We start from the raw sequence: 16,143 nt of genomic DNA, 5'->3' as shown, positions 1-16,143 counted from the left end.
CGCTACTCGAAACCGATCCTTTTGAGCCAATCCTTGCCGACGCCGCGGTCGCGGATGATCGGCAGCGGATTCTCCTTATCGAGCCGCGCGCAGATGCGGTAGACCTCGAGCGTCTCGGCGCTCATCTCGCCGCGCTTGTAGAAGAACATGGCGGCGGCATAGCGCGTGCGGCCCGACCATTTTTCGCCGAGCGGCGTGTTGACCAGCTCCCACTGCTCGGCCGCCTCCAGCTCCGCTTCGTCGGTCATGGTCAGAAATCCGCCGGCGGATTGGCGGTGCGGCGGTTGAGCTTGATGAAGGGCCGCGCCACCACCTTGGCCCGTTTCATCAGCTTCTGATACTGCAGCTCGCGCATGGCGTAGATCTCGACCCAAAGGTCTTCCACGACAGTATCACCATAGGGCCGCGCCAGCGAGGCGATGGCGATGTTGCGCTTGGCCATTGGCGACCACATGGCGGCGCTGACCAGTCCGACCTCCTGATGCTTCCTGTGATAGACGATGGCGTGTTCGGCCGGGATGTTGCCCTCGATCTCCAGCCCGACCAGCACATGGCGCAGCCTGCGTTTGGCGCGCGCCTCGAGGATGGCGCGGCGGCCGTTGAAATGGGCTTTCCGCGGATCGATCATGAAGCCGAGACCGATCTCGTCGGGCCCGCGCAAGCGATCGGCGCGGATGGCGTGCTCGGCGGTGGTGAAGTCGGCATTGGCAACGATCAGCCCGGCCTCGAGTCGCGCGCGATTGAGGGCGGTGTAGCCGATGGCGCGGATCCCGCGCAGCTCGCCCGCCGCCATCACCCGGTCCCAGAGGCCCAGCGCCCTGTCGGCCGGCACGAACAGTTCGTAGCCGAGATCGCCGGTGAATCCGGTGCGCGAGATGGTGACGGATGTGTCGTCGTGCGGGAAATCCGCAAGGTCGAAAACCCTGAGCTTCTCGACACCAGCGAAGCCGGCATCGCGCAGCACGGCGAAGGAGGTTGGCCCCTGCAATGCCAGCCCGGCGACGGCCTCGGTTTCTTCCTCGACGATGACGTCGAAACCAATGGCGCTGTCGAGCAGCCAGGGCAGATGCCGCTCCTGCGAACACAGGCGGAAACGCGTCGGCGACAGGCGAAACAGCGTGCCGTCGTCGAGGACAAACCCCTCGTCGTCACACCATGCCGTGTAGTGGACACGGCCGGGCCTGAGTTTTGTCACATCGCGCAGCGTGACGCGGTCGAGGAAGGCTTCGGCATCCGGCCCCTCGATCCGGTATTTGGTCGTCGGCGAGATGTCGAACAGCGCCGCCTGGCTGCGGATCGCGAAATATTCGAGTTCCTCGTCCCACAGCGAATGCGGCGCGCGGTAGCCGGCCCAATTGTACCAGTCCTGGGTCTTGGCCAATGCGTCGAGGCGGGGCTGGAACGGCGTGCCGAGGCGCAGCGTGCGGAAATGCGATTGCGCGGCGATGCGGGCGGAGACAGCCGCATCGGCCGTCTTTGCAACGGACTTCTTCCTGGTTGCCTGGGCCATGACCTACCCCTTCATCGCAATGATGCGCCGCGCCGCGTTGAGGCCTGGGGCGCCGGAGACGCCGCCACCGGGATGCGAGCCGGCGCCGGCCAGGAACAGCCCTTCGAGCGGCGTGTCGTAGCCCGACCAGCCGGAGACGGGCCGCGAGATCAGCATCTGGTCGGCCTGCAACTCGCCATGGTGCCAGTGACCGCCGGGCATGCGGTAGCGCATCTCGATATCGGCCGGTGTCAGAAGCTCGGCGTGAACGACGCTCTTGCCGATGCCGGGCGCGTAAGCCTCGAGCTGCGCCATGATCGCCTCGAGGAATTTCGGCTTGCCGGCAACCCAGCCTTCCTTCAACGCGTAGGGCGCGTATTGCACCACTGCCGACAGCACACAGGCGCCGTCGGGCGCGAGCGACGGATCGGCGAGGCTGGGCAGCGTGATTTCCAGCACCGGCTCAGGCGAGAATTCGCCATACTTGCATGGGTTGAAGGCGCGCTCGACGTGATCGGGCGAGGGCGCGATGACCAGGCGGCCCTTTTGAGCGGCGGCATCGGCACCGGTGAATTGCGGCGGCCGGTCGAGCGCCAGATGAAGCTTGGCGGCGTCGCCCTTCATGCGGATGCTTTTCATCTTGCGCACGAAACCGGTGTCGATCTCGCGCGGCCCGACAAGGTCGAGGAAGGTCGTTGCCGGATTGATCGCCGAGACAACAGTCCTGGCGCGCAGTTCCTCGCCACTGTCGAGCGCGACGCCGACGGCATGGCCCTTCTCGACGGTGATTCTTGCCACGGCAACCGACGTGCGGATGGCGACGCCGGCCTTCTCCCCCGCGGCGCGAATGGCGGCGACGACGGCGCCCATTCCGCCTTGCGGCAGCACCTGCGCACCGGCCGCTCCGCCGGTCTCGCCGGCCAGGCGATAGTAGAGGCCGAGCAACGAGGTTGGCGAGCGCGGGCCGAGATGGCTGCCGAGGGTGGCGTCGAAGGCGAGCAGGCCTTTCAGCCTGATATCTTCAAGTTGCTCGTCGAGCAGGTCGGCGACGTTCATCAAGAGCACGCGCAAGAAGTCGCGCATGTCTTCCTTGCCGAGTTTTTTCAGCGCCAACGCGGTCTGGCCAAGCCCTGCGGTCTCCATCAACGACATGCCGGCGAGATCGGGCGGCCGGCGGGAGAGGAAGGGCTTGAGGATGCCGGCATAACGCAGCAGTTGCGCGCGCAAGTCCTTCCAGGCGGACTGTTCGGAGGAACTGGCGCCGGTCAGCACCTCGCCATAGGCGCCATGCAGCATCAGCGCCGGACCGTCCATCGCTAGCGCCACAGACGGCAGGAAGTCGGCGCGGGCGAATTGCAGCACCTCGCCATAGGCGCCATGCAGCATCAGCGCCGGACCGTCCATCGCTAGCGCCACAGACGGCAGGAAGTCGGCGCGGGCGAATTGCAGCCCATGCGTCTCCAGTTCCAGCGTCTTCACCACGTCGGGGTGCAGCCGATTCAGCAGGTGAGCGATCGACGAGACGCGAAAGCCCGAGGCGAATTCCTCGGTGCGCGCGGCGCCGCCGACTTCGCTGCCTGCCTCCAGCACCAGCACCTTGCGGCCGGCCTTGGCCAGCGTGGCGGCGGCGACGAGGCCGTTGTGGCCGCCGCCGATGACGATTGCATCAAATGACGTCATGGGCCGGGCTCATATGCGAGGTGGATTTGGCGAGATCGCGCAGGATTTCGGCTGCCGCATTGCGGCCGGGCGCGCCCATGACACCGCCGCCCGGGTGGGTCGAGGAGCCGCATATATAGAGCCCGCCGACCGGCGAGCGGTATTGCGCGTAGCCCGGCACCGGGCGGTTGAACAGAAGCTGGTCGAAAGTCAGTTCGCCCTGGAAGATATTGCCTTCGGTGAGGCCGACCTCGGCCTCGATTTCGCGCGGCGTGCGCACCTCCATATGGACGATGCGGTCGCGGAAGCCGGGCGAGTACTCGGCGATCTGCGCGATCACGCTTTCGGCGAAACCGTCACGGTCGGCATCGGTCCAGTCGCGGCCGTTCACCTTGGGCGGCGCGTATTGCACGAAGCAGCTCATGAAGTGCTTGCCCGGCGGCGCCATGGTCGGGTCGAGCGTCGTCGGGATGACCATGTCGAGGAAGGGATCGGCCGACCAGCGCCCGGCCTTCCAGTCGTCATAGGCGCGCTCCATGCGCTCCATCGAATCGGTGAAATGCATGTCGCCGCGATAGACCGGCGAATCCTTCGGCAGCGCCGGGAATTCCGGCAGCGAATCCAGCGCGATGTTGACCTTGCCGGAGGAGCCGCGGATCTTGAAGTTCTTCACCCGGCGCAGGAAAATGTCGGGCAGTTCCTTTTCCTCGACGAGCTTCAGGAAGGTGCGCTTCACGTCGGCATTGGAGACGACGAGCTTGCCGTAAACCTCCTCGCCGCCGGCCAGCACCACGCCCCTGGCCTTGCCTCGGCTCACCAGCACTTGGTCGACCTCGGCGCTGGTGCGGATGGTGCCGCCCGAGGCCTTGAACGATGCGGCCAATGCCTTGGTGACCGCGCCCATGCCGCCGCGCGCATAGCCCCAGGCGCCGACCGAGCCGTCGACCTCGCCCATATAGTGATGCAAGAGCACGTAGGCCGTGCCGGGCGACATCGGTCCGAGCGCGGTGCCGATGATCCCCGACAAAGCGAAGTTCGCCTTGATGACATCGGTCTCGAAATACTCATCGAGGAAGTCCGAGATCGACATCGTCCAGAAGCGCAGCGTCAGCGCCATTTCTTCCGCCGACAGGCCGGCGAATTTCTTGCCGAGATAGAGCAGTTCGCCAAGGTCGCGCGGCTTGAAACTGGTCGGGTCGGGCGCGGTGCGCATCAGCAGCGGCTGGATGAAGCGGCATTGCCGCGTCACGTCGCGAGCGTAGCGGTCATAGGCCTCGGCGTCGCGCCTGGAGAAGCGGGCGAATTCGCGGCGGTGCGCATCATGGTCGCGGTAGTTGGCGAGATAGTCACCATCCCTCGTGAACACCGCGCCGCCCTCATAGGAAATGACCTGCAGGCCGAAGCGCGGCAGTTCGAGGTCGCGCATGATTTCCGGGCGAAACAGCGAGCAGACATAGGAGCAATTGGAATAGAGGAAGCCCGGCGTCAGCTCGCGGCTGGTGGCCGCACCCCCGACCCAGCCGTTCTTCTCCACCACCAGCACGTCGAGCCCGGCGCGCTGCAGGTAGCAGGCATTGACCAGGCCATTGTGTCCGCCGCCGATGACGATCGCGTCCCAAGCTTTCATTGTGGCCCGGCCTGTTTGTTTCCAAGCAGTTCCCCAAGGAAAGCGCTACGCGCTTTTCCCGGGAAAACCGCTCGCACCTTTCCTGGAATTGCCCTGTGCGACCCGCTGTTCATTTTTGCGTGATCTGTTCCCGAATACGCGGAATTTGGCATGGTATCGGCCATTCTGTCCAGTCATTCTGAATGAATGTTCAACAAATGATATTGCGTTTTCCCCGGTATGCGCTACGCTTTGCCGGCGTTCGAAACGAGCATTCATCGATTGGGGATCGAGGGCTGATGATCGAAACGGCAGATGCCGAGTATGACGATACCGCCATCCGCTTCCTCGAGGCGCTATGGGGCGATGGCTACCTGTCGCCGGGTGGACCTGAAGAAGTCGACCGGGTTGTCGAAGGGCTCTCGCTCAAGGGCAAGACGATTCTCGATATTGGCTGCGGCTCCGGCGGCATCACGCTGCATCTGGTCGAGCGCCATGGCGTCGCCCACGCCACCGGCTTTGATGTCGAACAGCCGGTGATCGAGGCGGCCAGGCGGCGAGCCGCCGCGCGTGGCACCGAGCGTGCCAGCTTCATTCAGGCGCCGCCCGGGCCGCTGCCTTTCGCCGATCGCTGTTTCGACGTCGTCTTCTCCAAGGACGCGCTGCTGCATGTGCCTGACAAGGACGGCCTGTTCGCCGAGATCTTCCGCGTGCTGAAACCGGGCGGCGTCTTTGCCGCCTCCAACTGGATGATCGGTCATGACGGCGAACCGTCGCCCCAGATGAAGGCCTATATCGCGGCGGAAGGGCTGTCCTTCGCCATGGCCTCGCCGGTGCGCTATGCGCAAGCGATGCGGCACGCCGGCTTTGCCAATGTCACCGTCAGGGACCGCAATCCCTGGTACCGCGAGGTGGCGCGTGGCGAGCTGGAAAGGCTGAAAGGACCGCTCTATGCGCCGGTCGCCGCCGTGGTCGGCGCTGCCTATGTCGACAAGAACATCAGAACCTGGGAGGCCATGCAGAAGGTCCTTGACAGTGGCGAGCACCGTCCCACTCATCTTCGCGGGTGGAAGCCGGATGCGATTGGATAGCCGGCGATGCTGGAGACGATCACACCCATGAAAACGGCAGACGCCAAGGATGCCCTCCTTGAACCGGCGGGGAAAGCCGAGACCGAGAAGCGGGGACGCAAGGCTTCGAAGGAGGTCCGTCAGCTGCAGCTGATCGAGGCGACGATCGATTCGCTGGCCAAGCGCGGCTATGCCGAGACGACGATGGCCGATGTCGCCGATGGCGCGGGCCTGTCGCGCGGCATCGTCAACTTCCATTTCGAGAGCAAGGAAAAGCTGCTGATCGCGACGCTGCAGCACATGTATGACGAGTATTCGGCGCATTGGCGCGCCGCCCTGCAGAAGGCAGGCGACGATCCGGCGCGGCAGCTGCAACAGCTGGTGTGGGCCGACTTCGACCGCTCGATCTGCAACAAGCGCAAGCTCGCCGCCTGGCTGGCCTTCTGGGGCGAGGCCAAGTCGCGGCCGACCTATCAGGCGCTGAGCAGCTCGCGCGACGCCTATTACCAGCAGGTCTTCGTCGATCTCTGCACGACGCTCAAGCACAGCGGCCCGTATGCCTATGAGCCGCAGGTGATGGCGCTGGCGCTGTCGGCCATGCTGGAGGGGCTGTGGCTGCGGCTGATGATGGGTACCGAGGACACAACGCGCGAAACTGCCTTGCAGGCCGCCAACGCTTTTTTGGCCGCTGCCTTCCCGAAGCATTACGGTTAGCAACAGCCGGCCGCCAAGACCGGCAAGACCAAAAGAGGATGGAACAGCATGAAGAAGCTTAGCCGACGTCTGACATTGACATTGGCGCTGGGTGGCGCGCTTGCGGCTTCGGCGGCAGCGCTTGCCGTTGCCGCCGACAAGGACCTGATCGTGTTCGACTGGTCCGGCTACGAGGATGCGAGCTTCCATCCGAAATATGTCGAGAAGAACGGCGATTCGCCGACCTTCGCCTTCTTCGGCGACGAGGACGAGGCGTTCGAGAAGGTGCGCTCGGGCTTCAAGGCCGATCTCGGCCACCCCTGCTCGCAGAGCGTGACGAAGTGGCGCGAGGCGGGTCTCCTGCAGCCGCTCGACACCTCGAAGATCACGGGCTGGAAGGACCTCAATCCCGGCATCATGGCGATGAAAAATCTCGCCACCACCGATGACGGCAAGGCGTGGTTCATGCCTTGGGATTGGGGCAACACGCAGCTCACCTACAACTCCTCCAAGATCGACGCCAAGGACGTGCAGTCGCTGAAGGCGCTTGCCGATCCGAAGTTCAAGGGCCGGGTGTCGATCGGCGACAATGTCGACGACGCCTATGCGCTGGCGAGCCTCGCCATCGGCCTCAAGGACTGGACCAAGATGACGGACGACCAGTTCAAGCAGGCTTCCGACTTCCTGCGCCAGGTGCACAAGAACATCCGCTCCTACTGGACCGACACCACCGATATCGTGCAGTTGTTGAGCGGCGGCGAGGTCGACCTTGCCTGGGCCTGGAACGATGCCACGGTGCAGTCCGTCAAGGCAGGCGTGCCGATCAAGTCGATAAAGGATACGAATGAAGGCATCTCGACCTGGGTCTGTGGTTATGTGCTGTTCAAGGGTGCGCCCGGCAACATCGACAAGGCCTATGATTATCTGAACGCCATCAACGATCCGGAGACCGCCAAGGTGCTGGTCAAGGACTGGGGCTATGGCCAGGCCAACGCCAAGGGCATGGCCGGCGTCGATCAGTCGATCCTCAAGGAAAAGGGCTATGACGACGTGCAGAAATTCGTCGACAAGACGCTGTTCCAGTCGCCGCTGCCGTCCGATCTCAAGCTGAAGATGATCGCCGAATTCGAGAAGATCAAGGCTGGGTACTGAGCATGATCCCGAAAAGCGGAGGCCGGTTTTCTCGGACAAACGGGAGCGCGTTTTGTCCAGAGATCGTGCTCAAACAAGGAATGTAAGCTCTCGTCCCGGCTGCCCGCACGCTGCCGGCACGACGGCGGACGGGCCTCGCCAAAGCGGATGATTTCTCCTAACCTCGCAGAAGCTTTTTCGCGATGGGGGAGTTTGCCATGACGCCGATGCTACGCCGCCTGGCGCTTGCCGCCGCCTGCACGATCGGCGCCGGCGCGGCCTATGCCTGGGCGCAAGGCGGCGGCGATCTCGTGGTGTTCGATTGGTCCGGTTACGAGGACCCGCTGCTGCATCCCGCCTATACCGCCAGACACGGCGCCGAGCCGACCTTCGCCTTCTTCGGCGACGAGGACGAAGCCTTCGAGAAGATGCGGGCGGGCTTCAAGACCGATATCGCGCATCCCTGTTCGCAAAGCGTGGCGAAGTGGCGCGACGCGGGCCTGCTGCAGCCGCTCGACACGTCAAGGATCACGGGCTGGAAAGACCTCAATCCCGGCATCATGGCGATGAAGAACCTCGCCACCACGCCCGACGGCAAGGCCTGGTTCATGCCGTTCGACTGGGGCAACACGGCATTGCTCTACCGCACCGACAATGTAACGGCTGACGAGGCGCAGTCGCTGCGGATCCTGGCCGACCCGAAATTCAAGGGCCGCGTCACCATCGGCGACAATGTCGACGATGCCTACGCGCTGGCGAGCCTGGTCATTGGCCTGAAGGACTGGACCAAGATGACCGACGCGCAGTTCAAGGAGGCGTCTGATTTCCTGCGCCAGGTGCACAAGAACGTGCGTCTCTACTGGACCGACTCGAGCGACATCGACCAGGCTTTTTCCGGCAATGAGGTCGACCTTGCCTGGGGTTGGGGCCAGACACTGATCGCGATGAGCGGGCAAGGTGTTCCCATCGCCATGAACCGCGACACCAGGGAAGGCATGTCCACCTGGGTGTGCGGCTACGTGCTGTTGAAGGACGCGCCGGGCAAGCTTGACCAGGCCTATGATTTCCTGAACGCGGTCAATGCGCCCGACATTTCGAAATACATGGTCACGACATTCGGCTACGGCCATGGCAACAGCGCCGGCATGGCCGCGATCGACCACAAGGTGCTGGCCGAGCGCGGTTTCGACGATATCGACAAGTTCCTCGACAAGACGCTGTTCCAGCAACCGATCGCGCCCGAACTGAAGAAGCGCATGGTCGACGAATTTGAGAAGATCAAGGCCGGCTATTGACGGACGAACTGGAAAGAACCGACGTCGTCATCGTCGGTGCCGGCTTCACCGGCCTGTCGGCGGCGCTTGAGCTGAAGCAGGCCGGCATCGATTTCGTGCTGATCGAGGCGCGCGATCGTGTCGGCGGGCGGGTGGAAGCCGTTCGGAATGGACTTGGCGAGCGCATCGACAGCGGCGGCCAATTCCTGTGCGAGGACATGCCCGAAGTGATGGCGCTGGCGAAGGCGCGCGGCAAGACATTCGTCGAAACCTATGTCGAGGGCGACTTCACCACACATCCGTCGATGCGGCCCAAGGACGCCAAGCAGACCTATCACGGCGCGATGGCGATCCGCGAGCGCATGAACGGCGTCGAGCCGGACGACCCGTCGATCGCCGGCATGAGCGTCGCGACCTGGCTGGAACAGCAGCCTGATCCCATCGATGCCAAGACGGCTTTCCGCTCGATGATCGAAGGCCTTTGGTGCCTGCCAATGGACAAGGTGCCGCTCTGGCACCTGATCGACAATGACCGGCGCATCACCAACGAGGTGCCCGAGCTGCAGTATTCTCTGCGCGAGACCATGCAATCGCTAGCCGAGGATCTGGCTGGCGATCTCGGCGACCGGGTGCGGCTTGGCGAACCGGTCACGCGTGTCGAGCACTGGTCGCAAGGCGTTCGTGTCGTCACTGGCAATGGCGTGATCCAAGCGCGCCAGGTGCTGGTCGCCCTGCCGCCGGCGACGGCCGCGAAGCTCGCTTTCGCGCCGGCCTTGCCGGCGACACTCGCGAAGGCACTTGGCGTCTGGGAGAGCGGCGCGGTGATCAAGATCCTGGTGCGCTATCCCAAGCCATTCTGGCGCGAGCAGGGTTTGAGCGGCATGGTGATGTGGCGCGACCTGCCGGGGCTGTTTGCCTGCGACGCCAGCAGGGACGCGGAGCATGCCGCGCTCGTCGTCTTTGTCGGCGGACCGCTAGCGTTTCGATGGCGTGCACTCAGCGATGCGGCGTTGCGCGCGGAAGTGACGGCAAGGCTGGTGGCTGCTCTTGGTCCGGGCGCGGCCGATAGTGAAGATTTCAGCCAGCGCGACTGGATTCATGACCGCTGGAGCGGCGGCGCTTACAGTGACCTCATCGTCGATGCGACGGCCAGGGATGCCGAGCGGACGATTCTCGCGGGTGCTCCCCCGGTGCATTTCGCCGCTTCGGAACTGTCGCCGTCATTCCCCGGCTATGTCGAAGGCGCGATCGTCGCCGGGCGCATCGCAGCGAGAAACATAGTCGCCGAGCTTGTTAGCTGAGCATGATCTTTTCCCAAAACCGGTTTCCACTTTTGGGGATCATGCTTCAATCCCCCATCGCCACCAGCGCCTCGGGATCGTAGGCAAGGCGGATCGGCGTGCCGACCGGAATGTCGTCGGCGCCGAAATCGTTGGTCTCGGTCACCGACAGTGGCTTTTCCAGCCCCGGTATCTCGACGATCAGATGGGTGATCTCGCCGAAATAGTGGCGTTCGACCACCTTGCCGGCAACCTCGAATTTAGCCGTCGCATTGTCCCACAGCACGCGCAGACGCTCGGGGCGGATCCCCAGCGTGGCCGCACCGCCATTGCGCACGAAGGCCTTCGGCTTGTCGGTTTTCACACGGCCGAATCCCAGCGTGTCGACGATCAGCGAGGCGCCGTTCTCCTCGACGATCTCGGCCTTGACGAAGTTCATGCCGCCGAGGAAGTCGGCGACTTGGCGGTTGACCGGGCGCTGGTAGATTTCCTTGGGCGAGGCGACCTGCGCGATCCTGCCGCCGAACATCACCGCGATGCGGTCGGACATTGCGAGCGCCTCATACTGGTCGTGGGTGACCAGCACGAAGGTGATGCCGACGGCCTGCTGCAGGCGGCGCAGCTCGACCTGCATCTGCTCGCGCAATTTCTTGTCGAGCGCCGACAGTGGCTCGTCGAGCAGCAGCACCTTCGGCCGCATGACCAGCGCTCGGGCGAGTGCCACGCGCTGGCGCTGGCCGCCGGACAGTTCGGTGGCCAGCCGCTTGCCAAGCCCGGTCAGCGAGACCTGCGCCAGAGCCTCCTCGACGCGGCGTTTCTCCTCTCCGCCCTGCAGCCTCAGCCGCTTCAGCCCATAGGCGACGTTCTGCTCGACATTGAGGTGCGGGAAGATCGCATAGCTCTGGAACACCATATTGGTCGGCCGGCGGTTGGCCGGAATGCCTTCCATCGGCTGGCCGCCGACCGCGATCGAACCGCTGGTCGGGTTGTCGAAGCCGGCGATCATGCGCAAAAGCGTGGTCTTACCGCAGCCGGACGGGCCGAGCAGCGAAAAGAATTCGCCTTCCTTGATGGTCAGGGACGCGTCGTCGAGCGCCTTGAACGACCCATAGCTGCGGGTGACGTTTCGGATCTCGATCATCGACCGATCAGATTGGGCTGGATCGGATTGGGGGCGCTCGATCGGCGGCTGTTCAGGCATAGAGGCCTCCCTCGTTCTGGATGCGTCTGGCCGCGCGGCGACGCAGGATTTCGGCGACGGTCATCAAAACGAAAGAGGCAACCAGAAGCAGTGTGCCCAGCGCCAGCACGCCGGGCAGTTTCGAGGCGAAGCGCAACTGGCCCCAGATGTAGATCGGCAGCGTCGCTTCGGTGCCGGTCAGGAAGAAGGCGATGATGAACTCGTCGAGCGAGATGGTGAAGCAGACGAGCAGGCTGGAGATGATGGCCGGCGCCACCATCGGCAGCGTCACGCGGCGGAAGGTGCCGAAGGCGCTCTCGCCGAGATCGGCGGAGGCTTCCTCCAGGCTGCGGTCGAAGCCCTCGAAGCCGGAGGTCAGCACCGTCATCGAATAGGGAATGCAGATCAGGACATGGCCGAGCACGACGGTGAACAGGGAGAGGCTCAAGCCCAGCTGCAGCATCACCAGCAGCATCGAGATGGCGACGATCACCTCGGGCAGCACCAGCGGCGCCATGATCAGGCCGTTGATGGCGCGGCGGCCGGGATAGCGGTAGCGGGTGATCGAGCGGGCGGCGAGGATGCCGAGCACGGTGGCGAGAACCGACGCGCAGACCCCGACCTTCAGGCTGTTCCAGGCGGCGTCGAGCAGCGCCGGCGTGTGCGGCAGGTCCGCATACCATTGCAGGGTGAAGCCGGTGAGCGGGAATTTCGGCGTCGGCGCCGTGTTGATCGAGAAGATCGGCAGGAAGATGACGGGCAGATAGAGGAAGACGATATAGAGAAACGCATAGACCGACAGCCAGCCGCCCGACAGGAGGCGCCGCGCCCTCATCGTGCCAGCCTCTGCAGTGCGCGGATGATCAGCACCGTGGCGCCGGCCATCAGGGTGACGATCAGCATGGTGGTGACGGAAAGGGCGGCCCCCAGCGGCCAGTTGGCCGCCTTGCCGAACTGCGCCTGAATGGCGTTGGCGATCATCACGCCGTCCTTGCCGCCGACCAGCTTCGGCGTGACATAGTCGCCGACGGTCGGGATCATGACGATCAGCGCCGCCGAGATGACGCCCGGCGCCGACAGCGGCAAGGTCACGCGAAGGAATGAACGCAAGGGACCATCGCCGAGATCGGTGGCTGCCTCGACCAGCGTGCGGTCGACCTTTTCCAGCGAGACGAAGATCGGCAGGATGGCGAAGGCCGCCCAGGCATGGGTGAGGGTAATGATGACGGCGCTCGAATTGTAGAGCAGCGCCGTCGACGGCTCGTCGATGATGCCGAGACCCATCAGGCCGGAATTGAGCACGCCATTATAACCGAGGATGACCTTCCACGACATGACGCGCAAGAGATAGCTGGTCCAGAACGGGATGGTGATGAGGAACAGCCACAGGCTCTTGTGACGGCCGCCATGGAAGGAAATGAAGTAGGCGATCGGGTAGGCGAGGATGACGGTAAACAGGCTCACCGTCAGCGAGATGTAGAGCGAGCGCCACAACAGATCGCGGTAGATCGGCTCGGTCAGCGCCACGCGGTAGTTTTCCAGCGTGAAGGTGCGGTCGATTGTCAGGTAGTGCTGCGTCCAGAAGGAGTGGGCGATGACCACCAGGATCGGCAGGACCAGCAGGACGAGGGCGTAGAGAAAGGTCGGGCTGATCAGGGCAAAGCCCTGGACGGGTTCGGATTGCAGAAGGGCATTTCGTCTGGCCCGCGTCATGCGCAACGGGGGCGACCCTTCCACGGTCGCCGTCATTGCCAGACTCCGGGGGGCAGGGCTCCGGGCGTGATCGCGGTTGCTGGCCTGGACTGTTCCGCCATGCGCATCCCATTGTGCTGATACCGGCTGTTTGTTCCCACTTATCCTTGGAACGCGATCGAAAACAAAACCGGTGACCACTTTTGCTGGTCGCGTTCCTGGCTTGCCGGCTTTCTTTCATCATGCGCGCATCCGTGGATTGAAATCAAGCGCTATTTCTGAGATATTGATTGAACGGACATTCAAAATTAGGTGAAGAAAGCCGCCATTTCCGGCCTTTGCCGCCGAATTTTAAGCTCAAGAAAAAATCGATAGAGATGTGGAGGCGACAATGGCTGCGGTGAGGGACCTGAAGGCGACCGAAATGGCGGCGTCCGGCGGTGACGATGCCATTGAACTGGGCAAGCGCCATCTCATCCAGCCCTGGCCTTATGCCGGTTCCGTCGGTGCCGAAGCCCGCGCGCTGATCGGCGAGGGCGACGGCATCTACATCACCGACAGCACCGGCAAGCGGCTGATCGACGGGCCTGCCGGCATGTGGTGCGTCAATGTCGGCCACCGCCGCGAGGAACTCGCCAGGGTGATGTACGAGCAGGCGATGGCGCTGTCCTACAACACGCCCTGGTACACGATGAACGCGCCGTCGGCCGAACTTGCCATGCGCGTCGCCGGCCATGCGCCGGGTGATCTCAGCCATGTCTTCTACACCACCGGCGGCTCTTCCGCCGTGGAGACGGCGCTGCGCTTCATGCAGTTCTACAACAATGTGCGCGGCCGACCGGAAAAGAAGCTGATCCTGTCGCGCGGCGGCGCCTATCACGGCTCGACCTATCTGTCGGCCTCGCTCAACGGCCGCCCGCGCGACCGCGACTGGATGGACGGCGCCGACGAGCTGGTGATCAAGCTGTCCTCACCCGATCCGTTCCGCCGCCCGCAAGGCATGGGCCTTGCCGCCTTCACAGACTTTCTCGTCGACCAGTTCCGCGACACGGTCGCCCGTGTCGGCGCCGACAAAATCGGTGCTTTCGTCGGCGAGCCGGTGCAGGCATCGGGGGGCGTCGTGATCCCGCCCGACGGCTATCTCAAGCGCATCCGCGAGATCTGCCGCGACAACGACATCCTCTATGTCTCCGACGAGGTGGTGACGGGCTTCGGTCGGCTCGGCCATGTCTTCGCCTCGGGCGACGTGTTCGGCATCGATCCCGACATGATCACCTTCGCCAAGGGCGTCACCTCGGGCTATTTCCCGCTCGGCGGCGTCATCGTCTCGGAACGGCTGCTGCAGGAGTTGCGCCGTTCGAACCATCCCGACGCGATGTTCGGCCATGGCCTGACCTATACCAGCCACCCCATCGGCTGCGCCGTGGCGTTGAAAAACCTCGACCTGCTGGAAGAGGGCGTGCTTGCTCACACGCGCGCGGTCGCGCCCTATTTCCAGGCGCGGCTGAAGACGCTGGAAGAGCTGCCGCTGGTCGGCGAGGTGCGCGGCGCCGGGCTGATGGGCTGCGTCGAATGCGTCGCCGACCGTGAAAGCAAGAACCCGCTGCAGCTCGACAAGGATGTCGGCAAACGCATCGACGCCCACTGCCATGAGCTCGGCCTGCTGGTGCGGCCGCTGATCAACATGTGCGTGATGTCGCCGCCGCTGATCATCACGCGCGAGCAGATCGACGACATGGTCGGCATCCTGCGCGAGGGCATTTCGCGGACCATGGATGATCTGAGGAAAGAGGGAGTGTGGCGGGGGTAAAGTATCTTCCTTCTCCCGTAGGACAGAGAGAAGGAAGCTACGGCCGCGACCTCAGCGCGTCGTTCAAATTCCACATGTCCTTCTCCTCGGGCGCCGTTTCCAGGCCCAGCACCGGCAGCATCTTGCGCAGATGATCGTGGTGGGTGCGCACGCCATATTCGAGGTCGGAGAGATAAAAGCCTTCGAAGGCTTCGGACAGCATGGATTCGTTCGACCACACCGACAGCTGGACATCTTCCGACATGGTGTCGCGGTCGATGCGGAAGGAGAGGTAGCGGGCGGCGGCCTGCTCGCGGCTTTCGTCGCGGTAGCGGTAGATGGCGCCGCGCAGCAGGGTCTCGCCCGTCGACAGCGGAAACTCCTGATAGAACTGCACGGATTCCGGCATCACCGAAATGACCGCGTTGGGGAAGATGCCGTAATAGACCCAGGCCTTTTTCAGATAGTCCGGCAGATGCGCCGGCTCCGGCGCGATCTTGACGTAGTTCTTGACGCTCCAGCGGCGGCCGGCATGCGGATTGTAGGTGGCGAAGGAGCGCGATACGCCATTGATGAAGGGCTCATCGAAATAGGTCGCGCCATAAAGATCCTGCAGGGCAGGATGCGCCATGGCGACGTGATAGCCCTCATTGTCGACATCGCGCACCGACTTCCAGTTGACCGGCGTCTTCTGGGTCCAGATGCCCCAGGACGGCACCATGTCGGCGGCGTTGTAATGCGCGAATTCGGGCTCGATCGGCTTCATCAGCTCGGCGACCGAAGGCTGCGGTCCGCCATTGCGAAAGCGGATGAAGATAAAACCCATCCAGACTTCGAGGTCGAGCTGCATCAGGCCGAACTCGGTCTTGTCGAGATCGGGGAAGGAGCGCGGGCGCGCGGCGCCGCGCAGCGTGCCGTCGAGATTGTAGACCCAGCCATGGAACGGGCACACTAGCGCGTTCTTGCAATTGCCCTGGCTGTCGGCGACGACACGGCTGCCGCGGTGGCGGCACATATTGTTGAAGCCGCGCACGACGCCGTCCTTGCCGCGCACGATCAAGGCGCGTTCGCCGACCACATCCATGGTCAGATAGTCGCCGGCGTTCGGGATGTCGCTGACATGGCCGACGATCTGCCAATGGTTGCGGAAGACTTGCTCCTTCTCGAGCTCGAGAAGGGCATCGGAATGGTAGCTCCAGCCCGGCAGTCCCCGCCGGTCCCAATCATTGGGGATCGCCACGTCACGGAGGTGCGGGTTCATAAAACGTCTCTTCTTTTTG

14 protein-coding genes are annotated in these 16,143 nt (G+C 63.8%); 6 read left to right on the top strand and 8 right to left on the bottom strand.

Annotated elements, in window-relative coordinates:
* Positions 1-2: 2 nt before the first annotated feature.
* Genes CK227_RS06735 through CK227_RS06720 form a run of 4 tightly spaced genes read right to left on the bottom strand, consistent with a single transcriptional unit; the run spans position 3 to position 4,775 of the window.
* A complete protein-coding gene (locus CK227_RS06735) occupies positions 3-248 on the bottom strand; it encodes a hypothetical protein (protein WP_095772169.1) in 246 nt (81 codons plus the stop codon).
* A gap of 2 nt (positions 249-250) precedes the next feature.
* Entirely contained in the window at positions 251-1,510 is a 1,260-nt protein-coding gene (locus CK227_RS06730) for an aminomethyltransferase family protein (RefSeq protein WP_095772170.1), read from the bottom strand.
* A 3-nt stretch (positions 1,511-1,513) separates the two neighbouring features.
* Complete coding sequence (locus CK227_RS06725; protein ID WP_095772171.1) at positions 1,514-3,169, bottom strand: NAD(P)/FAD-dependent oxidoreductase; 1,656 nt, start codon at positions 3,167-3,169, stop codon at positions 1,514-1,516.
* Positions 3,156-4,775, bottom strand: coding sequence for an NAD(P)/FAD-dependent oxidoreductase (locus CK227_RS06720; RefSeq protein WP_095772172.1), 1,620 nt, complete (start codon positions 4,773-4,775; stop codon positions 3,156-3,158). The genes CK227_RS06725 and CK227_RS06720 overlap by 14 nt, the downstream gene beginning before the upstream one ends.
* A 278-nt stretch (positions 4,776-5,053) precedes the next feature.
* Between CK227_RS06720 and CK227_RS06715 the strand changes: the two genes are divergently transcribed.
* The 5 genes from CK227_RS06715 to CK227_RS06695 all read left to right on the top strand — a co-directional run bounded on the left by CK227_RS06715 (position 5,054) and on the right by CK227_RS06695 (position 10,223).
* Positions 5,054-5,845, top strand: coding sequence for a methyltransferase domain-containing protein (locus CK227_RS06715; protein WP_095772173.1), 792 nt, complete (start codon positions 5,054-5,056; stop codon positions 5,843-5,845).
* A 27-nt stretch (positions 5,846-5,872) separates the two neighbouring features.
* On the top strand, positions 5,873-6,538 hold the full coding sequence (gene betI / locus CK227_RS06710) for a transcriptional regulator BetI (RefSeq protein WP_245318091.1): 666 nt from the start codon (positions 5,873-5,875) through the stop codon (positions 6,536-6,538).
* A 48-nt stretch (positions 6,539-6,586) separates the two neighbouring features.
* Complete coding sequence (locus CK227_RS06705; protein WP_095772175.1) at positions 6,587-7,669, top strand: ABC transporter substrate-binding protein; 1,083 nt, start codon at positions 6,587-6,589, stop codon at positions 7,667-7,669.
* Positions 7,670-7,866: 197 nt separating this feature from the next.
* Positions 7,867-8,943: an extracellular solute-binding protein gene (locus tag CK227_RS06700; protein WP_095772353.1), complete on the top strand. Its 1,077-nt coding sequence runs from the start codon at positions 7,867-7,869 to the stop codon at positions 8,941-8,943.
* Positions 8,940-10,223, top strand: coding sequence for a flavin monoamine oxidase family protein (locus tag CK227_RS06695; RefSeq protein ID WP_095772176.1), 1,284 nt, complete (start codon positions 8,940-8,942; stop codon positions 10,221-10,223). The genes CK227_RS06700 and CK227_RS06695 overlap by 4 nt, the downstream gene beginning before the upstream one ends.
* 46 nt (positions 10,224-10,269) lie before the next feature.
* On the opposite strand, the gene CK227_RS06690 is transcribed toward CK227_RS06695, so the two are convergent.
* From CK227_RS06690 to CK227_RS06680, 3 genes are read right to left on the bottom strand one after another with little or no spacing between them, the layout of a single operon-like run.
* Positions 10,270-11,343, bottom strand: coding sequence for an ABC transporter ATP-binding protein (locus tag CK227_RS06690; protein WP_095772177.1), 1,074 nt, complete (start codon positions 11,341-11,343; stop codon positions 10,270-10,272).
* 52 nt (positions 11,344-11,395) lie between these two features.
* Positions 11,396-12,217: an ABC transporter permease gene (locus tag CK227_RS06685; protein WP_095772178.1), complete on the bottom strand. Its 822-nt coding sequence runs from the start codon at positions 12,215-12,217 to the stop codon at positions 11,396-11,398.
* On the bottom strand, positions 12,214-13,131 hold the full coding sequence (locus CK227_RS06680) for an ABC transporter permease (protein WP_095772179.1): 918 nt from the start codon (positions 13,129-13,131) through the stop codon (positions 12,214-12,216). Before CK227_RS06680 ends, CK227_RS06685 begins: the two co-directional genes overlap by 4 nt.
* A gap of 334 nt (positions 13,132-13,465) precedes the next feature.
* On the opposite strand from CK227_RS06680, the gene CK227_RS06675 reads away from it, so the two are divergent.
* Entirely contained in the window at positions 13,466-14,884 is a 1,419-nt protein-coding gene (locus tag CK227_RS06675; RefSeq protein ID WP_095772180.1) for an aminotransferase, read from the top strand.
* Positions 14,885-14,921: 37 nt separating this feature from the next.
* Here CK227_RS06675 and CK227_RS06670 read toward each other — a convergent pair whose 3' ends face one another.
* Positions 14,922-16,124 carry an aromatic ring-hydroxylating dioxygenase subunit alpha gene (locus CK227_RS06670; RefSeq protein ID WP_095772181.1) on the bottom strand — a complete coding sequence of 401 codons (1,203 nt, stop codon included), beginning with the start codon at positions 16,122-16,124 and terminating at the stop codon, positions 14,922-14,924.
* Between the last annotated feature and the right edge of the window lie 19 nt (positions 16,125-16,143).

Origin of the sequence: Mesorhizobium sp. WSM4308 (assembly GCF_002294905.1) — a bacterium.
Lineage (GTDB): Bacteria > Pseudomonadota > Alphaproteobacteria > Rhizobiales > Rhizobiaceae > Mesorhizobium.
The sequence above is the reverse complement of the archived record's forward strand: the minus strand, read 5'-3'. Positions and strand labels throughout refer to the sequence as shown.

Bases quoted from the DNA above. Each gene is read 5' to 3' on its own strand.
- CK227_RS06730 (WP_095772170.1), bottom strand. From the start codon at position 1,510: ATGGCCCAGGCAACCAGGAAGAAGTCCGTTGCAAAGACGGCCGATGCG.
- CK227_RS06685 (WP_095772178.1), bottom strand. From the start codon at position 12,217: ATGAGGGCGCGGCGCCTCCTGTCGGGCGGCTGGCTGTCGGTCTATGCG.
- CK227_RS06700 (WP_095772353.1), top strand. From the start codon at position 7,867: ATGACGCCGATGCTACGCCGCCTGGCGCTTGCCGCCGCCTGCACGATC.
- CK227_RS06675 (WP_095772180.1), top strand. From the start codon at position 13,466: ATGGCTGCGGTGAGGGACCTGAAGGCGACCGAAATGGCGGCGTCCGGC.
- CK227_RS06680 (WP_095772179.1), bottom strand. From the start codon at position 13,131: ATGACGGCGACCGTGGAAGGGTCGCCCCCGTTGCGCATGACGCGGGCC.
- CK227_RS06705 (WP_095772175.1), top strand. From the start codon at position 6,587: ATGAAGAAGCTTAGCCGACGTCTGACATTGACATTGGCGCTGGGTGGC.
- betI (WP_245318091.1), top strand. From the start codon at position 5,873: ATGAAAACGGCAGACGCCAAGGATGCCCTCCTTGAACCGGCGGGGAAA.
- CK227_RS06670 (WP_095772181.1), bottom strand. From the start codon at position 16,124: ATGAACCCGCACCTCCGTGACGTGGCGATCCCCAATGATTGGGACCGG.
- CK227_RS06690 (WP_095772177.1), bottom strand. From the start codon at position 11,343: ATGATCGAGATCCGAAACGTCACCCGCAGCTATGGGTCGTTCAAGGCG.
- CK227_RS06715 (WP_095772173.1), top strand. From the start codon at position 5,054: ATGATCGAAACGGCAGATGCCGAGTATGACGATACCGCCATCCGCTTC.
- CK227_RS06720 (WP_095772172.1), bottom strand. From the start codon at position 4,775: ATGAAAGCTTGGGACGCGATCGTCATCGGCGGCGGACACAATGGCCTG.
- CK227_RS06725 (WP_095772171.1), bottom strand. From the start codon at position 3,169: ATGACGTCATTTGATGCAATCGTCATCGGCGGCGGCCACAACGGCCTC.
- CK227_RS06735 (WP_095772169.1), bottom strand. From the start codon at position 248: ATGACCGACGAAGCGGAGCTGGAGGCGGCCGAGCAGTGGGAGCTGGTC.